Annotated in this window: 17 protein-coding genes; 12 read left to right on the top strand and 5 right to left on the bottom strand. The window is 70.1% G+C overall.

Annotation, left to right across the window (positions count from 1 at the left end; genetic code table 11):
• Positions 1-41 precede the first annotated feature (41 nt).
• The 4 genes from CSC64_RS11150 to CSC64_RS11135 all read left to right on the top strand — a co-directional run bounded on the left by CSC64_RS11150 (position 42) and on the right by CSC64_RS11135 (position 4,549).
• Positions 42-1,940, top strand: coding sequence for a pyridoxal phosphate-dependent decarboxylase family protein (locus CSC64_RS11150; protein ID WP_162435398.1), 1,899 nt, complete (start codon positions 42-44; stop codon positions 1,938-1,940).
• Between the two features lie 201 nt (positions 1,941-2,141).
• The gene (locus CSC64_RS11145; RefSeq protein ID WP_162435396.1) at positions 2,142-2,801 is read left to right on the top strand and encodes a hypothetical protein; all 660 of its coding nucleotides are present in this window, start codon (positions 2,142-2,144) and stop codon (positions 2,799-2,801) included.
• An 87-nt stretch (positions 2,802-2,888) separates the two neighbouring features.
• Positions 2,889-3,296 carry a helix-turn-helix transcriptional regulator gene (locus CSC64_RS11140; protein ID WP_162435395.1) on the top strand — a complete coding sequence of 136 codons (408 nt, stop codon included), beginning with the start codon at positions 2,889-2,891 and terminating at the stop codon, positions 3,294-3,296.
• The gene (locus CSC64_RS11135) at positions 3,293-4,549 is read left to right on the top strand and encodes a type II toxin-antitoxin system HipA family toxin (RefSeq protein WP_162435394.1); all 1,257 of its coding nucleotides are present in this window, start codon (positions 3,293-3,295) and stop codon (positions 4,547-4,549) included. The genes CSC64_RS11140 and CSC64_RS11135 overlap by 4 nt, the downstream gene beginning before the upstream one ends.
• A gap of 96 nt (positions 4,550-4,645) precedes the next feature.
• Here CSC64_RS11135 and CSC64_RS11130 read toward each other — a convergent pair whose 3' ends face one another.
• From CSC64_RS11130 to glmS, 3 genes are all read right to left on the bottom strand, one after another.
• A complete protein-coding gene (locus tag CSC64_RS11130) occupies positions 4,646-6,130 on the bottom strand; it encodes an NAD-dependent succinate-semialdehyde dehydrogenase (RefSeq protein WP_162435393.1) in 1,485 nt (494 codons plus the stop codon).
• Positions 6,131-6,212: 82 nt separating this feature from the next.
• The gene (locus CSC64_RS11125) at positions 6,213-6,644 is read right to left on the bottom strand and encodes an alpha/beta hydrolase family protein (protein ID WP_162435392.1); all 432 of its coding nucleotides are present in this window, start codon (positions 6,642-6,644) and stop codon (positions 6,213-6,215) included.
• A 49-nt stretch (positions 6,645-6,693) separates the two neighbouring features.
• The gene (gene glmS / locus CSC64_RS11120; protein WP_162435391.1) at positions 6,694-8,526 is read right to left on the bottom strand and encodes a glutamine--fructose-6-phosphate transaminase (isomerizing); all 1,833 of its coding nucleotides are present in this window, start codon (positions 8,524-8,526) and stop codon (positions 6,694-6,696) included.
• 241 nt (positions 8,527-8,767) lie between these two features.
• Here glmS and CSC64_RS11115 point away from each other — a divergent pair, with 241 nt between their 5' ends.
• The 6 genes from CSC64_RS11115 to CSC64_RS11090 all read left to right on the top strand — a co-directional run bounded on the left by CSC64_RS11115 (position 8,768) and on the right by CSC64_RS11090 (position 16,254).
• Positions 8,768-10,042, top strand: coding sequence for an efflux RND transporter periplasmic adaptor subunit (locus CSC64_RS11115; RefSeq protein ID WP_162435397.1), 1,275 nt, complete (start codon positions 8,768-8,770; stop codon positions 10,040-10,042).
• Positions 10,043-10,095: 53 nt separating this feature from the next.
• Positions 10,096-10,818 carry an ABC transporter ATP-binding protein gene (locus CSC64_RS11110; RefSeq protein ID WP_162435390.1) on the top strand — a complete coding sequence of 241 codons (723 nt, stop codon included), beginning with the start codon at positions 10,096-10,098 and terminating at the stop codon, positions 10,816-10,818.
• Between the two features lie 10 nt (positions 10,819-10,828).
• Positions 10,829-12,130, top strand: coding sequence for an ABC transporter permease (locus CSC64_RS11105; RefSeq protein ID WP_162435389.1), 1,302 nt, complete (start codon positions 10,829-10,831; stop codon positions 12,128-12,130).
• 11 nt (positions 12,131-12,141) lie between these two features.
• Positions 12,142-13,374, top strand: coding sequence for an ABC transporter permease (locus CSC64_RS11100; RefSeq protein WP_162435388.1), 1,233 nt, complete (start codon positions 12,142-12,144; stop codon positions 13,372-13,374).
• 164 nt (positions 13,375-13,538) lie between these two features.
• Complete coding sequence (locus tag CSC64_RS11095) at positions 13,539-14,879, top strand: sigma-54-dependent transcriptional regulator (protein WP_162435387.1); 1,341 nt, start codon at positions 13,539-13,541, stop codon at positions 14,877-14,879.
• Between the two features lie 40 nt (positions 14,880-14,919).
• Positions 14,920-16,254, top strand: coding sequence for a sensor histidine kinase (locus CSC64_RS11090; protein WP_162435386.1), 1,335 nt, complete (start codon positions 14,920-14,922; stop codon positions 16,252-16,254).
• A gap of 4 nt (positions 16,255-16,258) precedes the next feature.
• Here CSC64_RS11090 and glmU read toward each other — a convergent pair whose 3' ends face one another.
• Positions 16,259-17,632: a bifunctional UDP-N-acetylglucosamine diphosphorylase/glucosamine-1-phosphate N-acetyltransferase GlmU gene (gene glmU / locus CSC64_RS11085; RefSeq protein WP_162435385.1), complete on the bottom strand. Its 1,374-nt coding sequence runs from the start codon at positions 17,630-17,632 to the stop codon at positions 16,259-16,261.
• Positions 17,633-17,847: 215 nt separating this feature from the next.
• Here glmU and CSC64_RS11080 point away from each other — a divergent pair, with 215 nt between their 5' ends.
• Both CSC64_RS11080 and CSC64_RS11075 read left to right on the top strand, forming a co-directional pair.
• Positions 17,848-18,231 carry a GtrA family protein gene (locus tag CSC64_RS11080; protein ID WP_162435384.1) on the top strand — a complete coding sequence of 128 codons (384 nt, stop codon included), beginning with the start codon at positions 17,848-17,850 and terminating at the stop codon, positions 18,229-18,231.
• 95 nt (positions 18,232-18,326) lie between these two features.
• Positions 18,327-18,584 carry a DUF2249 domain-containing protein gene (locus CSC64_RS11075; RefSeq protein WP_162435383.1) on the top strand — a complete coding sequence of 86 codons (258 nt, stop codon included), beginning with the start codon at positions 18,327-18,329 and terminating at the stop codon, positions 18,582-18,584.
• A 27-nt stretch (positions 18,585-18,611) separates the two neighbouring features.
• On the opposite strand, the gene CSC64_RS11070 is transcribed toward CSC64_RS11075, so the two are convergent.
• The gene (locus CSC64_RS11070; RefSeq protein WP_162435382.1) at positions 18,612-19,193 is read right to left on the bottom strand and encodes an anthranilate synthase component II; all 582 of its coding nucleotides are present in this window, start codon (positions 19,191-19,193) and stop codon (positions 18,612-18,614) included.
• Positions 19,194-19,201 lie beyond the last annotated feature (8 nt).

Here is a 19,201-nt window from a genome sequence, read left to right as displayed (position 1 = left end):
CCCGCGCCCCTGGCCCCGCCACCACCGAGGCGGAGCAGCGCGTGCTCGATGCCTGCTTCCTCGGCCCCTACGGCGAGAACGACACCCTGCTGGAGAAGCTGGTGGTGGAGTTCCTGCGCGACCACGTGCACTGGCGGCGCAACTTCCACCCCGAGGATCCGCCCGCCATCCCCACCTCGGCGGCGCAGCATCCGCAGTACCAGGCGCTGGAAGCGAAGATGCGGCGCGAGCTGCATCAGATCTCGGCCGCGCTGAAGCAGTCGGTGCCGTTCCACAGCCCGCGCTACATCGGCCACATGGCCTCGGACCTGCTGCTGCCGGGCCTGGCCGCGCAGATCCTGGCCCTGCCCTACAACCCCAACAACGTCAGCGAGGACGCCGCGCCGATCACCGTGCAGCTGGAGATCCAGGCCGGCCTGCAGCTGGCGCGCATGCTCGGCTACCCCAGCGACCCGGCGCGGCCGGACTGCGCCTTCGGCCACCTGGCTTCCGGCGGCACCCTGGCCAACTACCAGGCGCTGCGGCTGGCGCTGGCGCTGAAGGCGTTCCCGGTGGCGCTGCGTGCGGCCGGCGTGCCGGACATCGGCGTACCCGAGGACGACTGGCAAGCATTCAACCTGGAACCGTCTGCCGCGATCGACCTGCTGGTGCGCTGGCAGGGCTGGCTCGCCACGCTGGGCGAAGGCGAACGCCGCACCTGGCGCGAACGCTTCCAGGCACAGCGCCTGGAAACCCTGGGGCTGGTCGGGTTCTTCGCCCGCCACCCGGAACTGAAGGTGCCGCAGGTGCTGGCACCGATCACCGCGCACTACTCGTGGAGCAAGGGCCTGAAGATGCTCGGCCTGGGCCGCGACCAGCTGCGCCTGCTCGCCACCCGCGGCATGCGTTTGGACCCCGACGACCTGCGCCGCACGCTCGACGCCTGCGAACGCGAACGCCAGCCGGTGCTGATGGTGGTGGCCGTGCTCGGCAGCACCGAGTACGGCACCATCGACCCGGTCGACGCGATCGTGCAGGCGCGCCGCGACATGGGCGCGCGCGGGCTGGGCTTCGGCATCCACGTCGACGCCGCCTGGGGCGGCTACCTGGCCACGCTGTTCCGCAATCCCGACGGCAGCCTGCGCGCGCTGGAAGACGTCCGCCACGAATACCGCGACTTCCCGCAGCCGGAAGTCCACGCCGCGTTCGCCGCGCTGGCCGACACCGACTCGGTCACGGTCGATCCGCACAAGCTCGGCTACCTGCCCTACGGCACCGGCGCCTTCATCTGCCGCGACCACCGCGCCACCGCGCTGGTCGCCGAGCACGCCGACTACGTGTTCAGCGGCGAACCGTCCGACGACTACCTCACCCGCTACCGGCAGCTGGGCCAGTTCATCCCTGAAGGCTCCAAGTCCGGCGCCGCCGCCGCCGCGGTCTATGTCGCCCACCGCGTGCTGCCGCTGGACCACGCCGGCTTCGGCCTGATGCCGCGGCAGACGGTGCTGGCGGCCGAGGCGTTCCAGGCGCGCGCGCAGCGCTTCGCCGCCGAAACAGGCCACCTGGTCGCCGCCAGCGTGCCGTTCGCCCCGGACAGCAACCTGGTCTGCCTGGCGCTCAATCCCGCCGGCAACCGCGACCTGGGCGCGGCCAACGCCTTCGTCCGCAGGCTCTACGAGGAACTGCGCTGCGACCCTCACAGGCCGCTGCAGGTCAAGCAGTTCTTCTCCTCGATCACCACCCTGCAGCGCTCGGTGGTCGGCGACGCGGAGATGCAGCGGATCCTCGACGGGCTCGGCATCGATCCGGCGACGATGGACCACGACCACGCCGACCGCCTGGTGATCCTGCGCCACACCCTGATGAACCCGCACCTGATCGACCGCGAGAACGGGATCAGCTACATCGACCGCTATTTCGAGTACCTGGGAGCGCTGGTGGCGCGTGCCGGACAAGGCTAGACGGGACGTGCGCAGGGTCGACATCCTCCACCAATCCGGCCCACCCCTGCTTCGGCAGCATGCAAACGTGGCGCACCCATCCGCAAGCCATCGCCTGAATGGCCACATCAGCAGGGCGACGGCCTTCGCACTCGCGATACATCTTCATCGCGGTGCAACATCCTCCCCGTAGAACGCCCCCTGCCCTCCACGGAAGCGGCCATGGACCCGTTCGAACGCTTCGCGGAGCGACACGCCAAGGACTTCGCCCGCATCGCCCGCGCCACCGGCGGTGAGCATCAGCGCGAGGACGTGGCCCAGGAAGCCTGGTTGATGGCCGCGACCGTGGCCACCCGCCATGGCCGTGCGGTCGACTTCGACGACCCCGCCTTCGCCGACCTGCTGCTGCGCCACCTCTACCAGGCCCTGGTCCGCTATACCGAGCTCAACGTGCGCCGCGCCGTGCGGCTGGACCACGGCAGCGGCGGAGGCGATACCGAAGATGCACCGCACTGGCTGATGAACCGCCTGGCCGCTGACGGCGGCCGCGATCCGCTTTCGCACCTGGTCGCCACCGAGGACGCCGCTGCCGCTCCGGACATCGATGCCCCGCATCCGTCTCTGGCCGGTGCGTGGCTAGTGTTGCTGCGCGGCTGCGACAACCGTATGCAGGCCGTCGCCGCGCGCCTGCTGATATCGGTGTCGCCCCCCCGCCGCTGCCGGGCGAGGGCCGAAATGCTCGCCCGGTTCCAGCACGCCATCCCGCTTTCGCCGCCGCGCTCGGCCGCCCAGCTCGGGCCGTGGCGGCGTTACCGCGCCACGCGCACGCCGCGGCAGTTGACATTCGATTTCGATGGGCCACTGCTGGCCAGGCTGCCTTGAGCGCCAGCTCGCCGAACCTGAACGAAGAAAGCCAAGAAATATAAAATTAACTTGCCTTTCCGGCCGAGAAGAGTAATTTTATTTTGCATGGCAAAGCGTACTCCCCCTTCCCATCCGCGCGCCCAGCGCCAGATCCTGGCACTGGGCCAACGCCTGCGCGCGGCCCGGATGCGCCGCTCGATGACCCAGGAGGTCATGGCCGAACGGGTGGGGGTGAGCACGCCGACCCTCGCCAAGCTCGAAAACGGCGACCCCTCCACCAGCATGGCGACGGTGCTGCGGGTGCTGACGGTGCTCGGCCTCGACGGCGACATCGACCTGATCGCCAGCCAGGACCTGCTCGGCCGCGAACTGCAGGACAACGCCCTGCGGCGAACCAACGCCGCGCCAGCGCAGGTGCTTTCATCGCGGCCGGCGCCGCCGGCCCGGACATCGCCGCCACACCCGCCTCCGGCGCCAGTGCCGTCGCGGGGGACACGAGGCCGCAAGTCATGAACCCGCTGGACATCTGGGTCGACGACGAAACCCTCGGTGGCCAGGCATTGGTCGGTCGCCTGCAGCGGGCGGCCAGCCGGACCGGGGAGGCCATCAGCTTCGAGTACGACCCGCAGTGGCTGGCCAATGCCGGGCCGGTAACGGCGTTCCCACTGGACCACGAACTCCAGCTTGGCACCGGCGCCCGGTACGCACGCGCAGGCGCCGCCGCGCTGTCCGGTGCATTCGTCGACTGCTCACCCGACCGCTGGGGCAAACGCCTGATGGACCGCCGCGAAGCCATCGAGGCGCGCGAGCAGGGTCGCGCCGTGCGTAATCTGCGCGCCTGGGACTACCTGGTCGGGGTCAACGATGAATCCCGCATGGGCGCGCTGCGTTTCGTCGACCCCCACACGCTTCGCTATGTGGATGACCGGGCACTGAGTGCGCCACCGTTCACCGGACTGCGTCGGCTCGAAGCGATCGCCGCCCAGGTAGAGCGTGGCGACGACGATACCTCCGACCAGATGGCAGCCTGGGTCAGGCAGTTGGTTGCGCCAGGCGCGTCGCTGGGTGGCGCGCGGCCGAAGGCCAGCTTTCGTGACCAGGATGGACAGCTGTGGCTGGCCAAGTTTCCGTCCGCCGATGACCGTATCGATGTCGGGTTGTGGGAGTTCCTCACCCATCAACTCTCGCTCGAGGCCGGGATCGAGATGCCACGGGCCCGGCTGATGCGCCTGTCCGACCGCGGCCACACCTACGCGGTGCAGCGCTTCGACCGCACTGCGACCTCGCGCCGGGCCTTTTGCTCTGCCATGACCCAGTTGGACGTCACTGAAAGCGAGGGGAGCAGCTACCTGGACATTGTCCTGGCGATCGAAAGCGGCGGTACCTCGACGCAGATCGCCCGCGACCTCGAGCAACTGTTCCGCCGGGTGCTGTTCAACATCCTCATCGGCAACCGCGACGACCACCTGCGCAACCACGGATTCCTGCGCACGGGCGACGGGTGGCAACTCTCGCCGGCGTTCGACGTCAACCCGGATCCGGACAAGGACTACCATGTCCTGGCGATCAACGAGGCCGACCCCTCACCGGACTCGGGCCTGCTGCTGGCGACGGCCGCCTACTATCGCATCCCGAAGAAGGAGACGAGCGCGATCGCACGCCAGGTCCGCGACGCGGTACGCGGCTGGGACACGCGCGCGCGCGCACTGGGCGCGAGCGGGAACGATATCGCACGCATGCAGGCAATCATCGACCCGGAGCGCTGAGGCCCGCCATGCTTGCGGGCCGACGACGCATGCCCGGCGCAGGCTCCGCCCGTGGAAGCCGCCGGAAAACACAATGAGTGCGCTGCGGTGGGAGGATCAGTCCTGGCCTGGGCCCAGCTCGCCTTGGCACAGGTACTTGCTGTGCATGTATTCGTCCAGGCCGTGCCGTGAGCCTTCGCGGCCATAACCGGACGCCTTGATCCCGCCGAACGGCGCCGCCTCCGACGAGATCGCGCCTTCGTTGATTCCGATCATGCCGGCCTCCAGCGCCGCCGACAGCCGGGCGATGCGGCGCACATCGCGGGTATAGAAGTACGCGGCCAGGCCGTAGGGCGTGGCGTTGGCCTCGGCCACCGCCTGCGCTTCATCGGCAAAGCGCGACACCGCCGCCACCGGGCCGAAGGTCTCCTCGCAGGAAAGCTCCATCCGCCCGTCCACGTCGACCAGCACGGTCGGCTGGAAGAAATTCGCGCCCAGCGCCGGGAGCGGACTGCCGCCGGCCATGATCCGCGCGCCCTTGGCCACGGCATCGCGCACGTGCCGCTCCACCTTTTCCACCGCGCGCCGGTTGATCAGCGGCCCGAGCTGCGCCTGCGGATCGCTGGCCGGGCCCACCCGCAGCGCCGAGACGCGCGCCACCAGCCGCTCGACGAAAGCATCGTGCACGGCCTCGTGGACGAGGATCCGGTTCGGACAGACGCAGGTCTGGCCGGCGTTGCGGAACTTGGCCGCCATCAGGCCGTCGGCCGCCGCGTCCAGATCGGCGTCCTCGAACACTAGGAACGGCGCGTTGCCGCCCAGTTCCAGCGACAGCTTCTTCAGCGTGGTCGCGCTTTCCCGCGCCAGGTGCTGGCCCACCGGGGTGGAGCCGGTGAAGGTGAGCTTGCGCACGCGCATGTCGCGCAACCAGACGTCGACCACGGCGGCGGCATTGGCGCGCGAGGCGGTGACCAGGTTCAGCACGCCGGCCGGCACGCCCGCCTCTTCGGCCAGCGCCACCAGCGCCAGTGCGGTCAGCGGCGTGTCCTCGGCCGGTTTGGCGACCAGGGTGCAGCCGGCGGCCAGCGCCGGCGCGATCTTGCGCGCGATCATCGCCGCGGGGAAATTCCACGGCGTGATCGCCGCCACCACCCCGACCGGCTCCCTCACCGCGGTCATCCGGCGGCCGTCGACCGGCGCCGGGATCACCTCGCCATAGGCGCGCACCGCCTCGGCCGCGAACCATTCGACATAACTGGCCGCGTACAGCACCTCGCCGACGGCCTCGGCCAGCGGCTTGCCCTGCTCGCGCGAGATCAGCCGGCCCAGGTCCTGGCGGTGCTCCAGCAGCAGCGTGTTCCAGCGCGCCAGGATCCGCGAGCGGTCGCGCGCCGGCAGCGCGCGCCATGCGGGCAGCGCGGCGTGCGCGGCGTCCACCGCGGCCTGGGCATCGCGTGCGTCGGCGTCGGGCACGCTGGCGAAGGCCTGCTCGCGCGCGGGATCCTCGATGTCGTAGCGGCTGCCGCCGACGGCCTCGCACCAGTGGCCGTCGATGTAGTGGCTGGAAAGCAGGAGGTCGGGGCGCTGCAGGGTCAGGGGCATGTCGGTCGGTTGGCTTCGATGGAGGGACGCGCGGGCACGGCCCGCCGGCCCGGGATGGATGGACGGCGGCGGGCGGCCACGCTCAGTCGGCGATGCCGAAGAACCTGCTGATCCAGTAGGCGGCGCAGATGCCGGCGTCGGCGGCGTACTCGCCGAGCCGGCCGCACTGCGCGCGGCCTTCGCCCGGATCCACCGCGATGGCATGGCCCATGCCCTTCACCGTGACCGCTTCGACCTGCACGTTGCCGTCGGCATCGGTGTAGACGCTGCGGGGATTGGCAAGGATGTCGTCCTCGCGGTCGGCGACCGCGTCGATGCCGTGGACGAAATCTTCTCCGAAAAGTTCGAGTATTGCGGACCCGGTGGCGCGGTTGAGAGCCGTTACATGGAACTCCTGCTTCCGCGAGAGAATCGTGGCGTCAACCGAAAGTTGCGAGGGGCCCGTCGTGAATACACTTTCCGGCAGCGGGATGATGAGTCCGCCATCCGTGAACCCTGGCCAGTTCCGGGCCAATCGATCGCCTGTCATCTGAAGCGGCCCCTCATGGCGCGCCCGGCCCGGACTACTCCACCGTCACGCTCTTGGCCAGGTTCCTCGGCTTGTCCACGTCGGTGCCGCGCGCCAGGGCGGTGTGGTAGGCCAGCAGCTGTACCGGGATAGTGTGGATCACCGGGCTGAGCACGCCGGCGTGGCGCGGGGTGCGGATCACGTGCACGCCCTCGGACTCGCTGAAGTGGCTGTCCTGGTCGGCGAACACGAACAGCTCGCCACCACGGGCGCGCACTTCCTGCATGTTCGACTTCACCTTCTCCAGCAGGCGGTCGTTGGGCGCGATCACCACCACCGGCATCTCCGCGTCGACCAGCGCCAGCGGCCCGTGCTTGAGCTCGCCGGCCGGGTAGGCCTCGGCGTGGATGTAGGAGATTTCCTTGAGCTTGAGCGCGCCTTCGAGCGCGATCGGGTAGTGCAGGCCGCGGCCCAGGAACAGCGCGTCCTGCTTGCCGGCGAAACGCTCGGCCCAGGCCTGGATCTGCGGCTCCAGGTTCAGCGCGTGCTGCACGCTGCCGGGCAGGTGGCGCAGCTGCTCCAGGTAGTCCGCCTCCTGCTCCGGGGCGACCTTGCCGTGCAGCTTGCCCAGCACCACGGTCAGCTGGAACAGCGCTGCCAGCTGGGTGGTGAAGGCCTTGGTCGAGGCCACGCCGATCTCTGCGCCGGCGCGGGTGTAGCAGACCAGTTCGCTGGCGCGCGGGATCGCACTCTCGGGCACGTTGCAGATCGAAAGCGTGTGGCGGTGGCCCAGCGACCTGGCGTACTTGAGCGCCTCCATCGTGTCCAGGGTTTCGCCGGACTGGGAGATGGTGACGACCAGGTGGCGCGGGTCGGCGTACGCGTCGCGATAGCGGTACTCGCTGGCGATCTCCACGCTGCACGGCAGGCCGGCGATCGCCTCGATCCAGTAGCGCGCGGTCAGGCCGGCGTAGTAGCTGGTGCCGCAGGCCAGGATCTGCACGCCGGTGACCTCGCGCAGCACCGCTTCGGCCTTGGCGCCGAACAGCGTGGCCTCGAAGCCGCCGGCATCGATCACCGCCTCCAAGGTGTCGGCGATGGCGCGCGGTTGCTCGTGGATCTCCTTCTGCATGAAGTGCCGGTACGGGCCCAGCTCCAGCGAGGCCAGCGACACGTCGGAGACATGCACCTCGCGCTGCACCGGGCGGTCGTCGCCGTCGAACACGCGCACCGCGCCGCGGGTCAGCTCGGCGGTGTCGCCTTCCTCCAGGAAGATCACCCGGCGGGTGGCGGAAATGATCGCCGAGACGTCGGAGGCGATGAAGTTCTCGCCCTCGCCCAGGCCGACCAGCAGCGGGCAACCCATCCGCGCGCACACCAGGCGGTCCGGCTCGCTGCGGCTGAGTACCGCCAGCGCGTAGGCGCCGGTCAGTTCCTTCACCGCCGCCTGCAGCGCGGCGAGCAGGTCGCGACCCTGGGACATGTGGTGGTGGATCAGGTGGGCGATCACCTCGGTGTCGGTCTGCGACTCGAACACGTAGCCCAGCGCGGACAGGCGTTCGCGCTGTTCCTCGTGGTTCTCGATGATGCCGTTGTGGACCAGGGCCAGGTCGCCGTGGCTGATGTGCGGGTGGGCGTTGGCCTCGGTCACCCCGCCGTGGGTGGCCCAGCGGGTGTGGCCGATGCCGAGCACGCCGCGGAAGCCTTCGGCCACCGCCGCCTGCTCCATTTCCGCCACGCGGCCAGTGCGGCGCACGCGGCGCACGCTGGCCACGTCGGCGACCGCGATGCCGGAGGAGTCATAGCCGCGGTATTCCAGGCGCTTGAGGCCTTCGACCAGGACCGGAACCACGTCGCGATCGGCGATCGCGCCAACAATGCCGCACATGCGGTCTTCCATCAGCGGAGAAGACTCCGATTCTAGCCAATGTGTGCACCGCGCTGGCCTTCGCCTGTCCTGCGCGGCACGGGGCGTGTCCGGCCGCTGTCCGCCCGCGACCGGAGTGTCCGCGGATGTCCGCTGGACGCGGCGGACACCTGGTGCCACCCCATGTTTGCTGGCCAATCAATGACTTGTAGTTGGCACGCGACCTGCTTTCATGAAGCCGACTTCCACCATGCCGGCCGCGATGATCCCCGACACCTCCGCCCAGGACCGCCCGCTTTCCTCCTCCGCGCAGGCCCGCCCGGCCTGGCGGCGCTGGCTGTGGCCGGCGGTGGGCGCGGCGGCGGTACTGGCGCTGCTGGCCTGGGTGGTCTCCGGCTGGAGCGCCGGCTCGCGTTCCTACGATGCCTCGCGAGTCCGCATCGCCGAGGTCAAGCGCGGCGACCTGGTCCGCGACATCTCCGCCGACGGCCGGGTGATCACCGCCAACAGCCCGACCCTGTACGCCATCGCCGGCGGCACGGTGACGCTGAAGGTGGTCGCCGGCGACGCGGTCGAAAAGAGCCAGGAACTGGCCGTGATCGACAGCCCCGAACTGCGCAGCAAGCTGGTCCAGGAGGAATCGACCCTGGCCAGCATGGAGGCCGAGGCCAGCCGCGCGCAGCTGGACGCGCGGATCGCCCGGCTCAACGCGCGCAAGGCGCTGGACCAGGCCGAGGTCGACCACACCGCCGCGCAGCGCGACCTGGAGCGCTACGAGCGCGGCCATGCCGGCGGCGCGGTGTCCAACATCGAGCTGGCCAGCGCCCGCGACGAGCTGAAGAAGGCGCAGATCGGCCTGCAGACCGCGCGCAGCGACACCGGCCTGCAGGAACAGGGCGCGGCCCTGGATGCGCGCAACAAGCGCCTGCTCGCCGATCGCCAGCAGGCGGTGGTGGCCGAGCTGCAGCGCCAGGTCGAGGCACTGACCCTGCGCGCGCCGTTCGACGGCCAGGTCGGCCAGGTGCAGATCGCGCAGGGCACCAACGTGGCGATCAACGCTCCGATCCTGAGCGTGGTCGACCTGAGCGAGTTCGAGGTCGAGATCCGCGTGCCGGAAAGCTTCGCCCGCGATCTGTCCATCGGCGTGCCGGCGCAGGTCACCAGCCAGGGCACCGCGTACGCGGCCAAGGTCTCGGCGGTGTCGCCGGAAGTGGTCAACGGCGAGGTCACCGCGCGCCTGCGCTTCGACAACGGCAAGCAGCCGCCGGGCCTGCGCCAGAACCAGCGCCTGTCGGCGCGGATCGTGCTGGACACCAGGAAGAACGTGCTGATGGTCGAGCGCGGCCCGTTCGTCGAGCAGGACGGCGGGCGCTGGGCCTGGGTGGTGGACGGCCGCAGCGCCACCCGCCAGCCGATCCAGACCGGCGTCAGCAGCCTGGGCTTCGTCGAGATCGTCTCCGGCCTGCAGGAGGGCCAGCGCATCGTCGTCTCCGGCACCGACCAGTTCGGCGACGCCGAGCGCGTGGCGATCAACTGACTTCCCCCCTTTCCCTCAACGCCCCACCCGAAACCAACAGAAGGAATCCCGCCATGCTGGAAATGCGCCAGGTCTCCAAGGTCTACCGGACCGCGATGGTCGAAACCCACGCCCTGCGTTCGCTCGACCTGCACGTGCGCGAAGGCGAGTTCGTCGCGGTGACCGGTCCGTCGGGCTCGGGCAAGACCACCTTCCTCAACATCGCCGGCCTGCTGGAAACCTTCACCGAGGGCGACTACCTGCTCGACGGCGAGAACGTGCGCGGCCTGAGCGACGACGCCCGCAGCCGCCTGCGCAACCACAAGATCGGCTTCATCTTCCAGGGCTTCAACCTGATCCCTGACCTGAACCTGTTCGACAACGTCGACGTGCCGCTGCGCTACCGCGGCCTGTCCGCGAGCGACCGCAAGGCGCGGATCGAGAAGGCACTGACCCAGGTCGGCCTGGCCTCGCGGATGAAGCACTTCCCGGCCGAGCTGTCCGGCGGCCAGCAGCAGCGCGTGGCGATCGCCCGCGCCCTGGCAGGCGAACCGAAGCTGCTGCTGGCCGACGAACCGACCGGCAACCTCGATTCGCAGATGGCGCGCGGGGTGATGGAGCTGCTGGAGCAGATCAACGCCGCCGGCACCACCATCGTGATGGTCACCCACGACCCGGAACTGGCCGCGCGCGCCCAGCGCAACGTGCACATCGTCGACGGCGTGGCCACCGACCTGTCGGTGGAACCGAACCTGATGCGGCTGGCCCGCGCCGACGCCGCGGACGCGACGGCCTGAGGAGGCGACCATGTTCTCCTACTATTTCAACCTGGCCCTGCGCAGCTTCCGCCGCGACAAGGCCCTGACCACGCTGATGGTGCTGGCGATCGCCCTGGGCATCGGCGCGTGCATGACCACGCTCACCGTGTTCCACGTGCTCTCCGGCGACCCGCTGCCCGGCAAGAGCCACCAGCTGTTCTACGTACAGCTCGATCCGGCCGGCATGCAGGGCTATACCGCGGGCGAGGAACCGGCCGACCAGGTCAGCCGCTTCGACGCCGACGCCCTGCTGCGCGAAAGGCGCGGCGACCGCCAGGCGATGATGACCGGCGGCGGCCTGTCGATCACCCCGGACAAGGAAGGCATGGCGCCGTTCGTCAGCGATGCCCGCTACACCTCGGCGGATTTCTTCGCGATGTTCCAGGTCCCGATCCGCTACGGCCGGCCGTGGACCGCGAAGGACGACGACGCGCGCGCACGGGTGGCGGTGATCACCAGCTCGCTCAACGACAAGCTGTTCGGCGGCGGCGACAGCACCGGCAAGCAGCTGCGCCTGGACCAGGCCGATTTCACCGTGGTCGGCGTGGTCGACGACTGGCGCCTGACGCCCAAGTTCTACGACATGTACAACGACCGTTACGGCGAACTGGAGGACGTGTTCCTGCCGATCCACACCGCGTTCGACCTGAAGATGGGCCGCAGCGGCAGCATCGACTGCTGGGCCGACGTGAGCGGCGATTCCACAGGGCCCAACGCACCCTGCACCTGGATCCAGTACTGGGTGGAGCTGGGCACGCCGGAAAAAGTCGCCGCGTACCGCAACTACCTGGTCAACTACTCCGACCAGCAGCGTGCCGCCGGCCGTTACGAGCGGCCCACCAACGTGCGCCTGCGCGACGTGATGGAGTGGCTGGAGTACAGCCGGGTCGTGCCGAACGACGTGGTGATGCAGCTGTGGCTCGGCTTCGGCTTCCTGCTGGTGTGCCTGGTGAACACGGTCGGCCTGCTGCTGGCCAAGTTCCTGCGCCGCGGCAGCGAGATCGGCGTGCGCCGCGCGCTGGGCGCCTCGCGTCGCGCCATCTTCACCCAGTGCCTGGTCGAGGCCGGCACGGTCGGCCTGGCCGGCGGCATCTTCGGCCTCGGCCTGTCGCTGCTGGGCCTGTGGGCCGTGCGCCAGCAACCGGCCAGCTACGCCCAGCTGGCGCACCTGGACCTGGGCATGCTGGCGCTGACCTTCGTCCTGGCCATCGCCGCCAGCGTGCTCGCCGGCCTGCTGCCGGCCTGGCGCGCGATGCAGGTGACGCCCGCCATCCAGCTCAAGAGCCAGTAAGGGAGACCGCCATGGACATCCGACCCATCCTCTCGACCCTGATGCGGCACAAGACCGCCGCGGCGCTGATCGTGCTGGAGATCGCGCTCACCTGCGCGATCATCTGCAACGCGCTGTACATGATCAGCGGGCGCATCGAACAGGTCCGCGAGACCAGCGGCATCGTCGAGGACGAACTGGTGCGCGTGCAGATCACCAGCATCGGCAACGACACCGGACAGACCGCGCGCACCCGCGCCGACCTGGCCGCCCTGCGCGCGCTGCCCGGGGTGAAGGAAGCGACCCTCACCAACCAGGTGCCGTTCGTGAACTCGTCCTGGAACAGCGGCGTGCGCCTGACCCAGGAACAGCAGCAGTCCAGCCTGGTGGCGACCAGCTACATGGCCGAGGACCGCTTCGTCGATACCTTCGGCCTCAAGCTGGTGGCCGGCCGCGGCTTCACCCCGGACGAGTACGTGGAGTACGAGGACTTCGACAACCCCGACGCCAACCTCTCGATCCCGTCGACGATCATCACCCGCAAGATGGCCGACAAGCTGTTCCCGGGTGAAGACCCGGTCGGCAAGGCGTTCTACTCCTGGGGCGACCAGCCGATCCGCATCGTCGGCGTAGTGGAACACCTGGTCCGGCCCAGCATCATGGGCGGCCCGGAGGCGCGCGAGTATTCGATGATCTTCCCGGTGCGCCCGCACTACAACCTGGGCGGCAACTACGTGATCCGCACCGACCCGGCGCGCCGCGCGGAAGTCCTGGCCGCGGCGAAGAAGGTGCTGCAGGGCAACGGCGCCGACCGGATCATCCTCGAGGACAACAGCAAGACCTTCGAGGAGCTGCGCAGCGAGTTCTACCAGGCGCCGCGCGCCATGGCCTGGCTGCTGGGCATCGTCTGCGTGTTCCTGCTGCTGGTGACCGCGCTGGGCATCATCGGCCTGGCCAGCTTCTGGGTACAGCAGCGGACCAAGCAGATCGGCGTGCGCCGCGCCCTGGGCGCGACCCGCGGGCAGATCCTGCGCTACTTCCAGACCGAGAACTTCCTGCTGGCCACCATCGGTATTGCGCTTGGCATGCTGCTGGCGTTCGCGATCAACCAGCTGCTGATGGGCAAGTACGAGATGCCGCGACTGCCGCTGCTGTACCTGCCGGCCGGCGCGGTGCTGCTGTGGCTGATGGGCCAGGTGGCCGTCTACGCGCCAGCCCGGCGCGCGGCCTCGATCCCGCCGGCGGTGGCGACCCGCAGCGTGTAGCCAGGCGGGGCGGGGCCGCATGGCCCCGCTCCCGTTTCCGCGAGGCGTGCCACCTGCATCGCGGGCGCCTCCATCGCCGGCGCCTCCATCGCGCCCGCAACGCCCGGGCGCGTTAGCCTTTACGATCCACGCTCCGGTCCACGCTCCGATTCTCGGAACCCCGCATGTCCACGATCCTGGTCATCGACGACAACCCCGCCGTCGCCACCGCACTGGAAGTGCTGTTCTCGCTGCACGACATCGCCACCCTGCACGCGGCCTCGCCCGCGGCCGGGCTGGCGCTGCTCGATGGCGGCGAGGCGGTGGACCTGGTGATCCAGGACATGAACTTCAGCGCCGACACCACCTCCGGCGACGAAGGCCGCGCGCTGTACGAGGCTATCCGCCAGCGCCACCCGGACCTGCCGGTGGTGCTGCTCACCGCCTGGACCCACCTTGAAAGCGCGGTGGAGCTGATCAAGGCCGGCGCCGCCGACTACGTGGCCAAGCCCTGGCAGGACGCGAAACTGCTGGCCACGGTCAACAACCTGCTGGAACTGGCCGAGGCACGCCGCGAACTGGACCTGCGCCGCGACGGCGAGCGCCGCCGCCGCGACGATCTCGCGCGGCGCTACGACCTGCGCGGCGCGGTGTTCGCCGACCCAGCCAGCGAGCGCGTGGTCGCGCTGGCCTGCCAGGTGGCGCGTTCGGAACTTCCAGTGCTGATCACCGGGCCCAACGGTGCCGGCAAGGAGAAGATCGCCGAGATCATCCAGGCCAACTCGCCGGTGCGCGAAGGCCCGTTCGTCACCGTCAACTGCGGCGCGCTGCCGGCCGAGCTGATCGAGGCCGAGCTGTTCGGCGCCGAGGCCGGCGCCTACACCGGCGCCAACAAGGCACGCGAGGGCAAGTTCGAGGCCGCCGACGGCGGCACCCTGTTCCTGGACGAGATCGGCAACCTGCCGCCCGCCGGGCAGATGAAGCTGCTGCGCGTGCTGGAGACCGGCCGCTTCGCCCGCCTCGGTTCCAACCGCGAGCGACAGGTCAGGGTGCGCGTGGTCAGCGCGACCAACGCCGAGCTCCCCGCGATGATCCGCGACGGGACCTTCCGCGAGGACCTGTACTACCGCCTCAACACCATCGAACTGGCGCTGCCGCCGCTGGCCGAACGGCCCGGCGACATCCTGCCGCTGGCCGAGCGTTTCCTCGACGACGGCAAGGTGCTGTCGGCACCGGCCGCCGCCGCGCTGCAGCGGCATCCGTGGCCGGGCAACGTGCGCGAACTGCGCAACGCGCTGCAGCGCGCGCAGCTGCTGGCCACGGGCCCGCGGATCGAGGTCGCCGATCTGGGCCTGCCGCGTGCGCCGGCGCCGCCGCGCGCTCCGGCGCGCGAGCCGGAGCGCGAACAGATCGAAGCGGCGCTGCGGCGCGCCGGTGGGGTCATCGCCCAGGCCGCCGCCGAACTGGGCATGAGCCGCCAGGCGCTGTACCGGCGCATGGAGCGGCACGGGCTGAAGGAAGGATGAGCCCGATGCCGCGCATGCAGTGGCCGCCGGGCGCGTGCCCATGATCAGGCGCAACCTCACCGTGCGCCTGTTCCTGCGCCTGCTGCCGGTGCTGGCGCTGGCCGCGGCATTGCCGTGGACCTTCGCCTTCTGGATCGACCGCGGCTGGATCCTGGCGGTGATCTCGGTGCTGGTGCTGCTGGTGCTGATGTGGTGGAGCCTGCGCCACGCGCTGTCGCCGCTGCGCGCGCTGTTCCGCGCGCTGGCCGGCAGCGTCAACACCTACCGCGACGGCGAGTTCAACTTCGGCGTGCACTGGCGCAGCGGCGACGAGCTGGGCGAACTGGTCGATGCCCACGGCGAACTGGGCGAGGTGCTGCGCGCGCAGCGCCAGGAGCTGGTCCAGCGCGAACTGCTGCTGGACACCATGGTCCAGAACACGCCGGTGGCGATGCTGCTCTCGGCCGACGGCGGCGACGGCGCGCGCCGCGTGGTCTACGCCAACCTGGCCGCGCGCAAGCTGCTCAACGACGGCCGCAAGCTCGAGGGCCAGCGCGTGGCCGAACTGCTCGGCGACCTGCCGGTGGAGCTGCGCGAAGCGGTGGCCCGCGGCGGCGACAGCCTGTTCGCGGTGCCGGTCGAAGGCGACGAGGAGGAAACCTACCACCTGTCGCGCCGCCACTTCAGCCTCAACGGCCGCCGCCACGAACTGCTGCTGATCCGCCTGCTCACCCCGGAACTGCGCCGCCAGGAAGTGCAGACCTGGAAGAAGGTGATCCGGGTGATCAGCCACGAACTCAACAACTCGCTGGCACCGATCGCCTCGCTCGCGCACTCGGGCGCCGAGCTGGTCCGCCGCGGGCGCCACGAGCGCCTGGGCGAGGTGTTCTCGACCATCGAGGACCGCGCCCGCCACCTGGAGGGCTTCATCCGCGGCTACGCGCGCTTCGCCAAGCTGCCGCAGCCGCAGCTGCAGGCGATCGCCTGGACCGACTTCCTCGGCCGGCTGCAGCGCCAGATCGGCTTCGAACTGGATGGCGCCGGCGGCGACCTGCGCGCGCGGGTCGACCCGGCGCAGATGGAGCAGGCGCTGCTGAACCTGCTCAAGAACGCGCACGAAGCCGGCAGCGAGGCCAGCCCGCCCAGCGACGAAGTGCGCGTGCGCCTGCTGCGCCTGCCGGGCTGGACCCGGCTCGAGGTGCTCGACCGCGGCCCGGGGATGAACGAGGCGGTGCTGCAGAACGCGCTGCTGCCGTTCTATTCGACCAAGCGCCACGGCACCGGCCTGGGCCTGGCGCTGACCCGCGAGATCATCGAGGCCCACGGCGGCCGCCTGTCGCTGCAGAACCGCACCGACGGCGGCCTGTGCGTGGCGGTGATGCTGCCCGAGGCCTGACAGGTCAGGCCTTCGGCTTCTTCTCCGGCCGCTTCCAGCCTTCCACCGTCGCCTGCCGCACGCGCGAGACCGACAGCGTGTCGGCCGGCGCGTTGCGGGTGATCACCGAGCCGGCGCCGATGGTCGCGCCGGCGCCGATCTCCACCGGCGCCACCAGCGCCGAGTTCGAACCGATGAAGGCACCATCGCCGATCACCGTGGTCGACTTGTTCACCCCGTCGTAGTTGCAGGTGATGGTGCCAGCGCCGACGTTCACCCCGGCGCCCACCTGCGCATCGCCCAGGTAGGTGAGGTGGTTGGCCTTGCTGCCCACGCCCAGCACCGTCTTCTTGGTCTCCACGAAATTGCCCACGTGCACGCCGTCGGCCAGCACCGTGCCCGGGCGCAGCCGCGCGTACGGCCCGATCTGGGCGGCGCCTTCGGTCACCACGCCATCCAGGTCGCAATGCGCGCGCACCTCGGTGCCCGGGCCCAGCTTCACGTCCTTCAGCCGGGTAAACGGGCCGATGCGCACGCCATCGCCCAGCTCGACCTCGCCTTCCAGCACCACGTTGGCATCGATCTCCACGTCGCGGCCTGCCTTCACCGTGCCGCGCTGGTCCAAGCGCGCCGGATCGAGCAGGCGCACGCCCTGCTGGCACAGCGCGCGCGCGCAGCGCAGCTGGAACGCACGCTCGAGCTGGGCCAGCTGCCACGGATCGTTCGCGCCCTCGGCCTCCACCGGCTCGTCGACCAGCACCAGTTCGGCCGCGTTGTACTCCTCGGCGGCCATGGCGAAAACGTCGGTCAGGTAGTACTCGCCCTGCGCGTTGCTGTTGGACAGGCGCGACAGCCAGCGCTTCAGCGAATCGGACTCGGCGGCGATGATGCCGGTGTTGATCGTGCGGATGCGGCGCTGTTCCTCGTCGGCATCGCGGTGCTCGACGATCGCCGCCACCCGGCCCTGCTCGTCGCGCACGATGCGGCCGTAGCCGGCGGGATCGTCGGGCTCGGCGACCAGCACGCGCAGCAGTCCCGGTGCCTGCAGCAACCGGCGCAGCGTATCCGCACGGGTCAGCGGCACGTCGCCATACAGCACCAGCACGTCCACCGCCTCGGGGAGTCCCGGCAGCGCTTGCTGCACGGCGTGGCCGGTGCCGAGCTGGCGCGCCTGCTCGTACCAGTACAGGTCGTCCTGCCCGGCGAACGCCGCGCGCACCGCCTCGCCGCCATGCCCGTAGACCACATGGATCCCGGCCGGCTGCAGCGTCCGCGCGGTTTCGATCACATGCGCCAGCATTGGCCGGCCACCGACCGGCTGCAACACCTTCGGCAGCGCCGACTTCATCCGCTTGCCCTCGCCCGCGGCGAGGATCACGACATGCAATGGCTGGGACATGGACTGCTTTTCGACCGGAGAAACCCCGATTCTACGTCCCCACCCCGCCCTTGTAGGAGCCCACTTCAGGGGGCGACCCGACAAGGCCTGACCACAGCCGCGTTCAACGCGACCGCTCCGGAGGCCCCGCGTTGACCGCCGCGCCTCCCGGCGTCTCCGCGTCGCCCCCTGAAGTGGGCTCCTACAATGGGGTCCCCGACATGCCGGAATCCTCCATGCCCCTCCTCCGCCAGGGCAGCCACTACCTCGCGTTCGGCGTGCTGCAGCTGCTGCTGGACTGGGCCGGCTTCGTCGCGCTCACCGCGCTGGGCCTGCCGGCCGCGCCGGCCAACCTGGCCAGCCGCACCGGCGCCGCCCTGCTCGGCTTCTGGCTCAACGGCCGCTACACCTTCGCCGATGGCCAGGGCAGCCGGCTGGGCTGGCGCCGCTTCGTGCGCTTCTGGGCGCTGTGGCTGGTGATGACCGTGGTCAGCACCCTGCTGGTCGCATTCGTCGAGAGGCACCTGGGCCTGCGCGAAGCCTGGCTCGCCAAGCCCGTCGTCGAGGCCGGCCTGGCCGTGGTCAACTTCTTCCTGCTGCGCCACATCGTCTATCGCTGACCCCCGCTTCCTTTTCACGGGCGACATGACGTGGATCAGGGCGGGCGCGGCGCGGCGGTTGCAGGCTGGGGTCCCTTCCCCGCGGAGTCCGCACCATGTCCGATCCGAACGCCACCCCCGAATACACCGCCCACCCGTTCGACGCCCGCGGCATCGCCCGCCGCTTCCGCCATTCGGCGATCTTCGGTGCGCTCGGCGCGCTGGAGCCGGGCGAAGCGATGCGCTTCGTCAACGACCACGACCCGCTGCCGCTGCTCGACCAGATCGCCACCCGCTTCGGCGACCGCATCGAGATCGCCTACCGCCAGCAGCAGCCCGGCGCGGTGGTGATCGACTTCATCGTCCACGCCTGAGCCGGCGCGCGCGGCTGACGCCTCGACTCAGCGCTCGAGGAAGTTCTTCAGCAGCGCATGCCCGTGCTCGGTCAGGATCGACTCCGGATGGAACTGCACGCCCTCGACCGGGTGTTCGCGGTGGCGCAGGCCCATGATCTCCTCGAACGAGCCATCCGGGTTCTCGGTCCAGGCGGTGATTTCCAGCTCCGCCGGCAGTGAGGCCTTCTCCACCACCAGCGAGTGGTAGCGCGTGGCCTCGTAGCCATCCGGCAGCCCGGCGAACACGCCCTTGCCTTCGTGGCGGATCCGCGAGGTCTTGCCGTGCATGATGTTGCCGGCGCGCACCACCTTGCCACCGTAGGCCTGGCCGATGCCCTGGTGGCCCAGGCACACGCCCAGCACCGGCGTGGTCGCGCCGAGTTCGCGGATCACCTCCAGCGACACGCCGGCCTCGTTCGGCGTGCACGGCCCGGGCGAGATCACGATCCGTTCGGGCGCCAGCTTCCGGATCTGTTCCACCGTCAGTGCATCGTTGCGCACCACCTCCACTTCCGCGCCCAGCGCCTGCAGGTACTGCACGAGATTGAAGGTGAAGCTGTCGTAGTTGTCGATCATCAGCACGGACATGGCATCCC

The sequence above is a fragment of the Pseudoxanthomonas koreensis genome, from assembly GCF_010093225.1.
Classification (GTDB): domain Bacteria; phylum Pseudomonadota; class Gammaproteobacteria; order Xanthomonadales; family Xanthomonadaceae; genus Pseudoxanthomonas; species Pseudoxanthomonas koreensis.
This window is presented reverse-complemented; position numbering and strand designations above follow the sequence as displayed.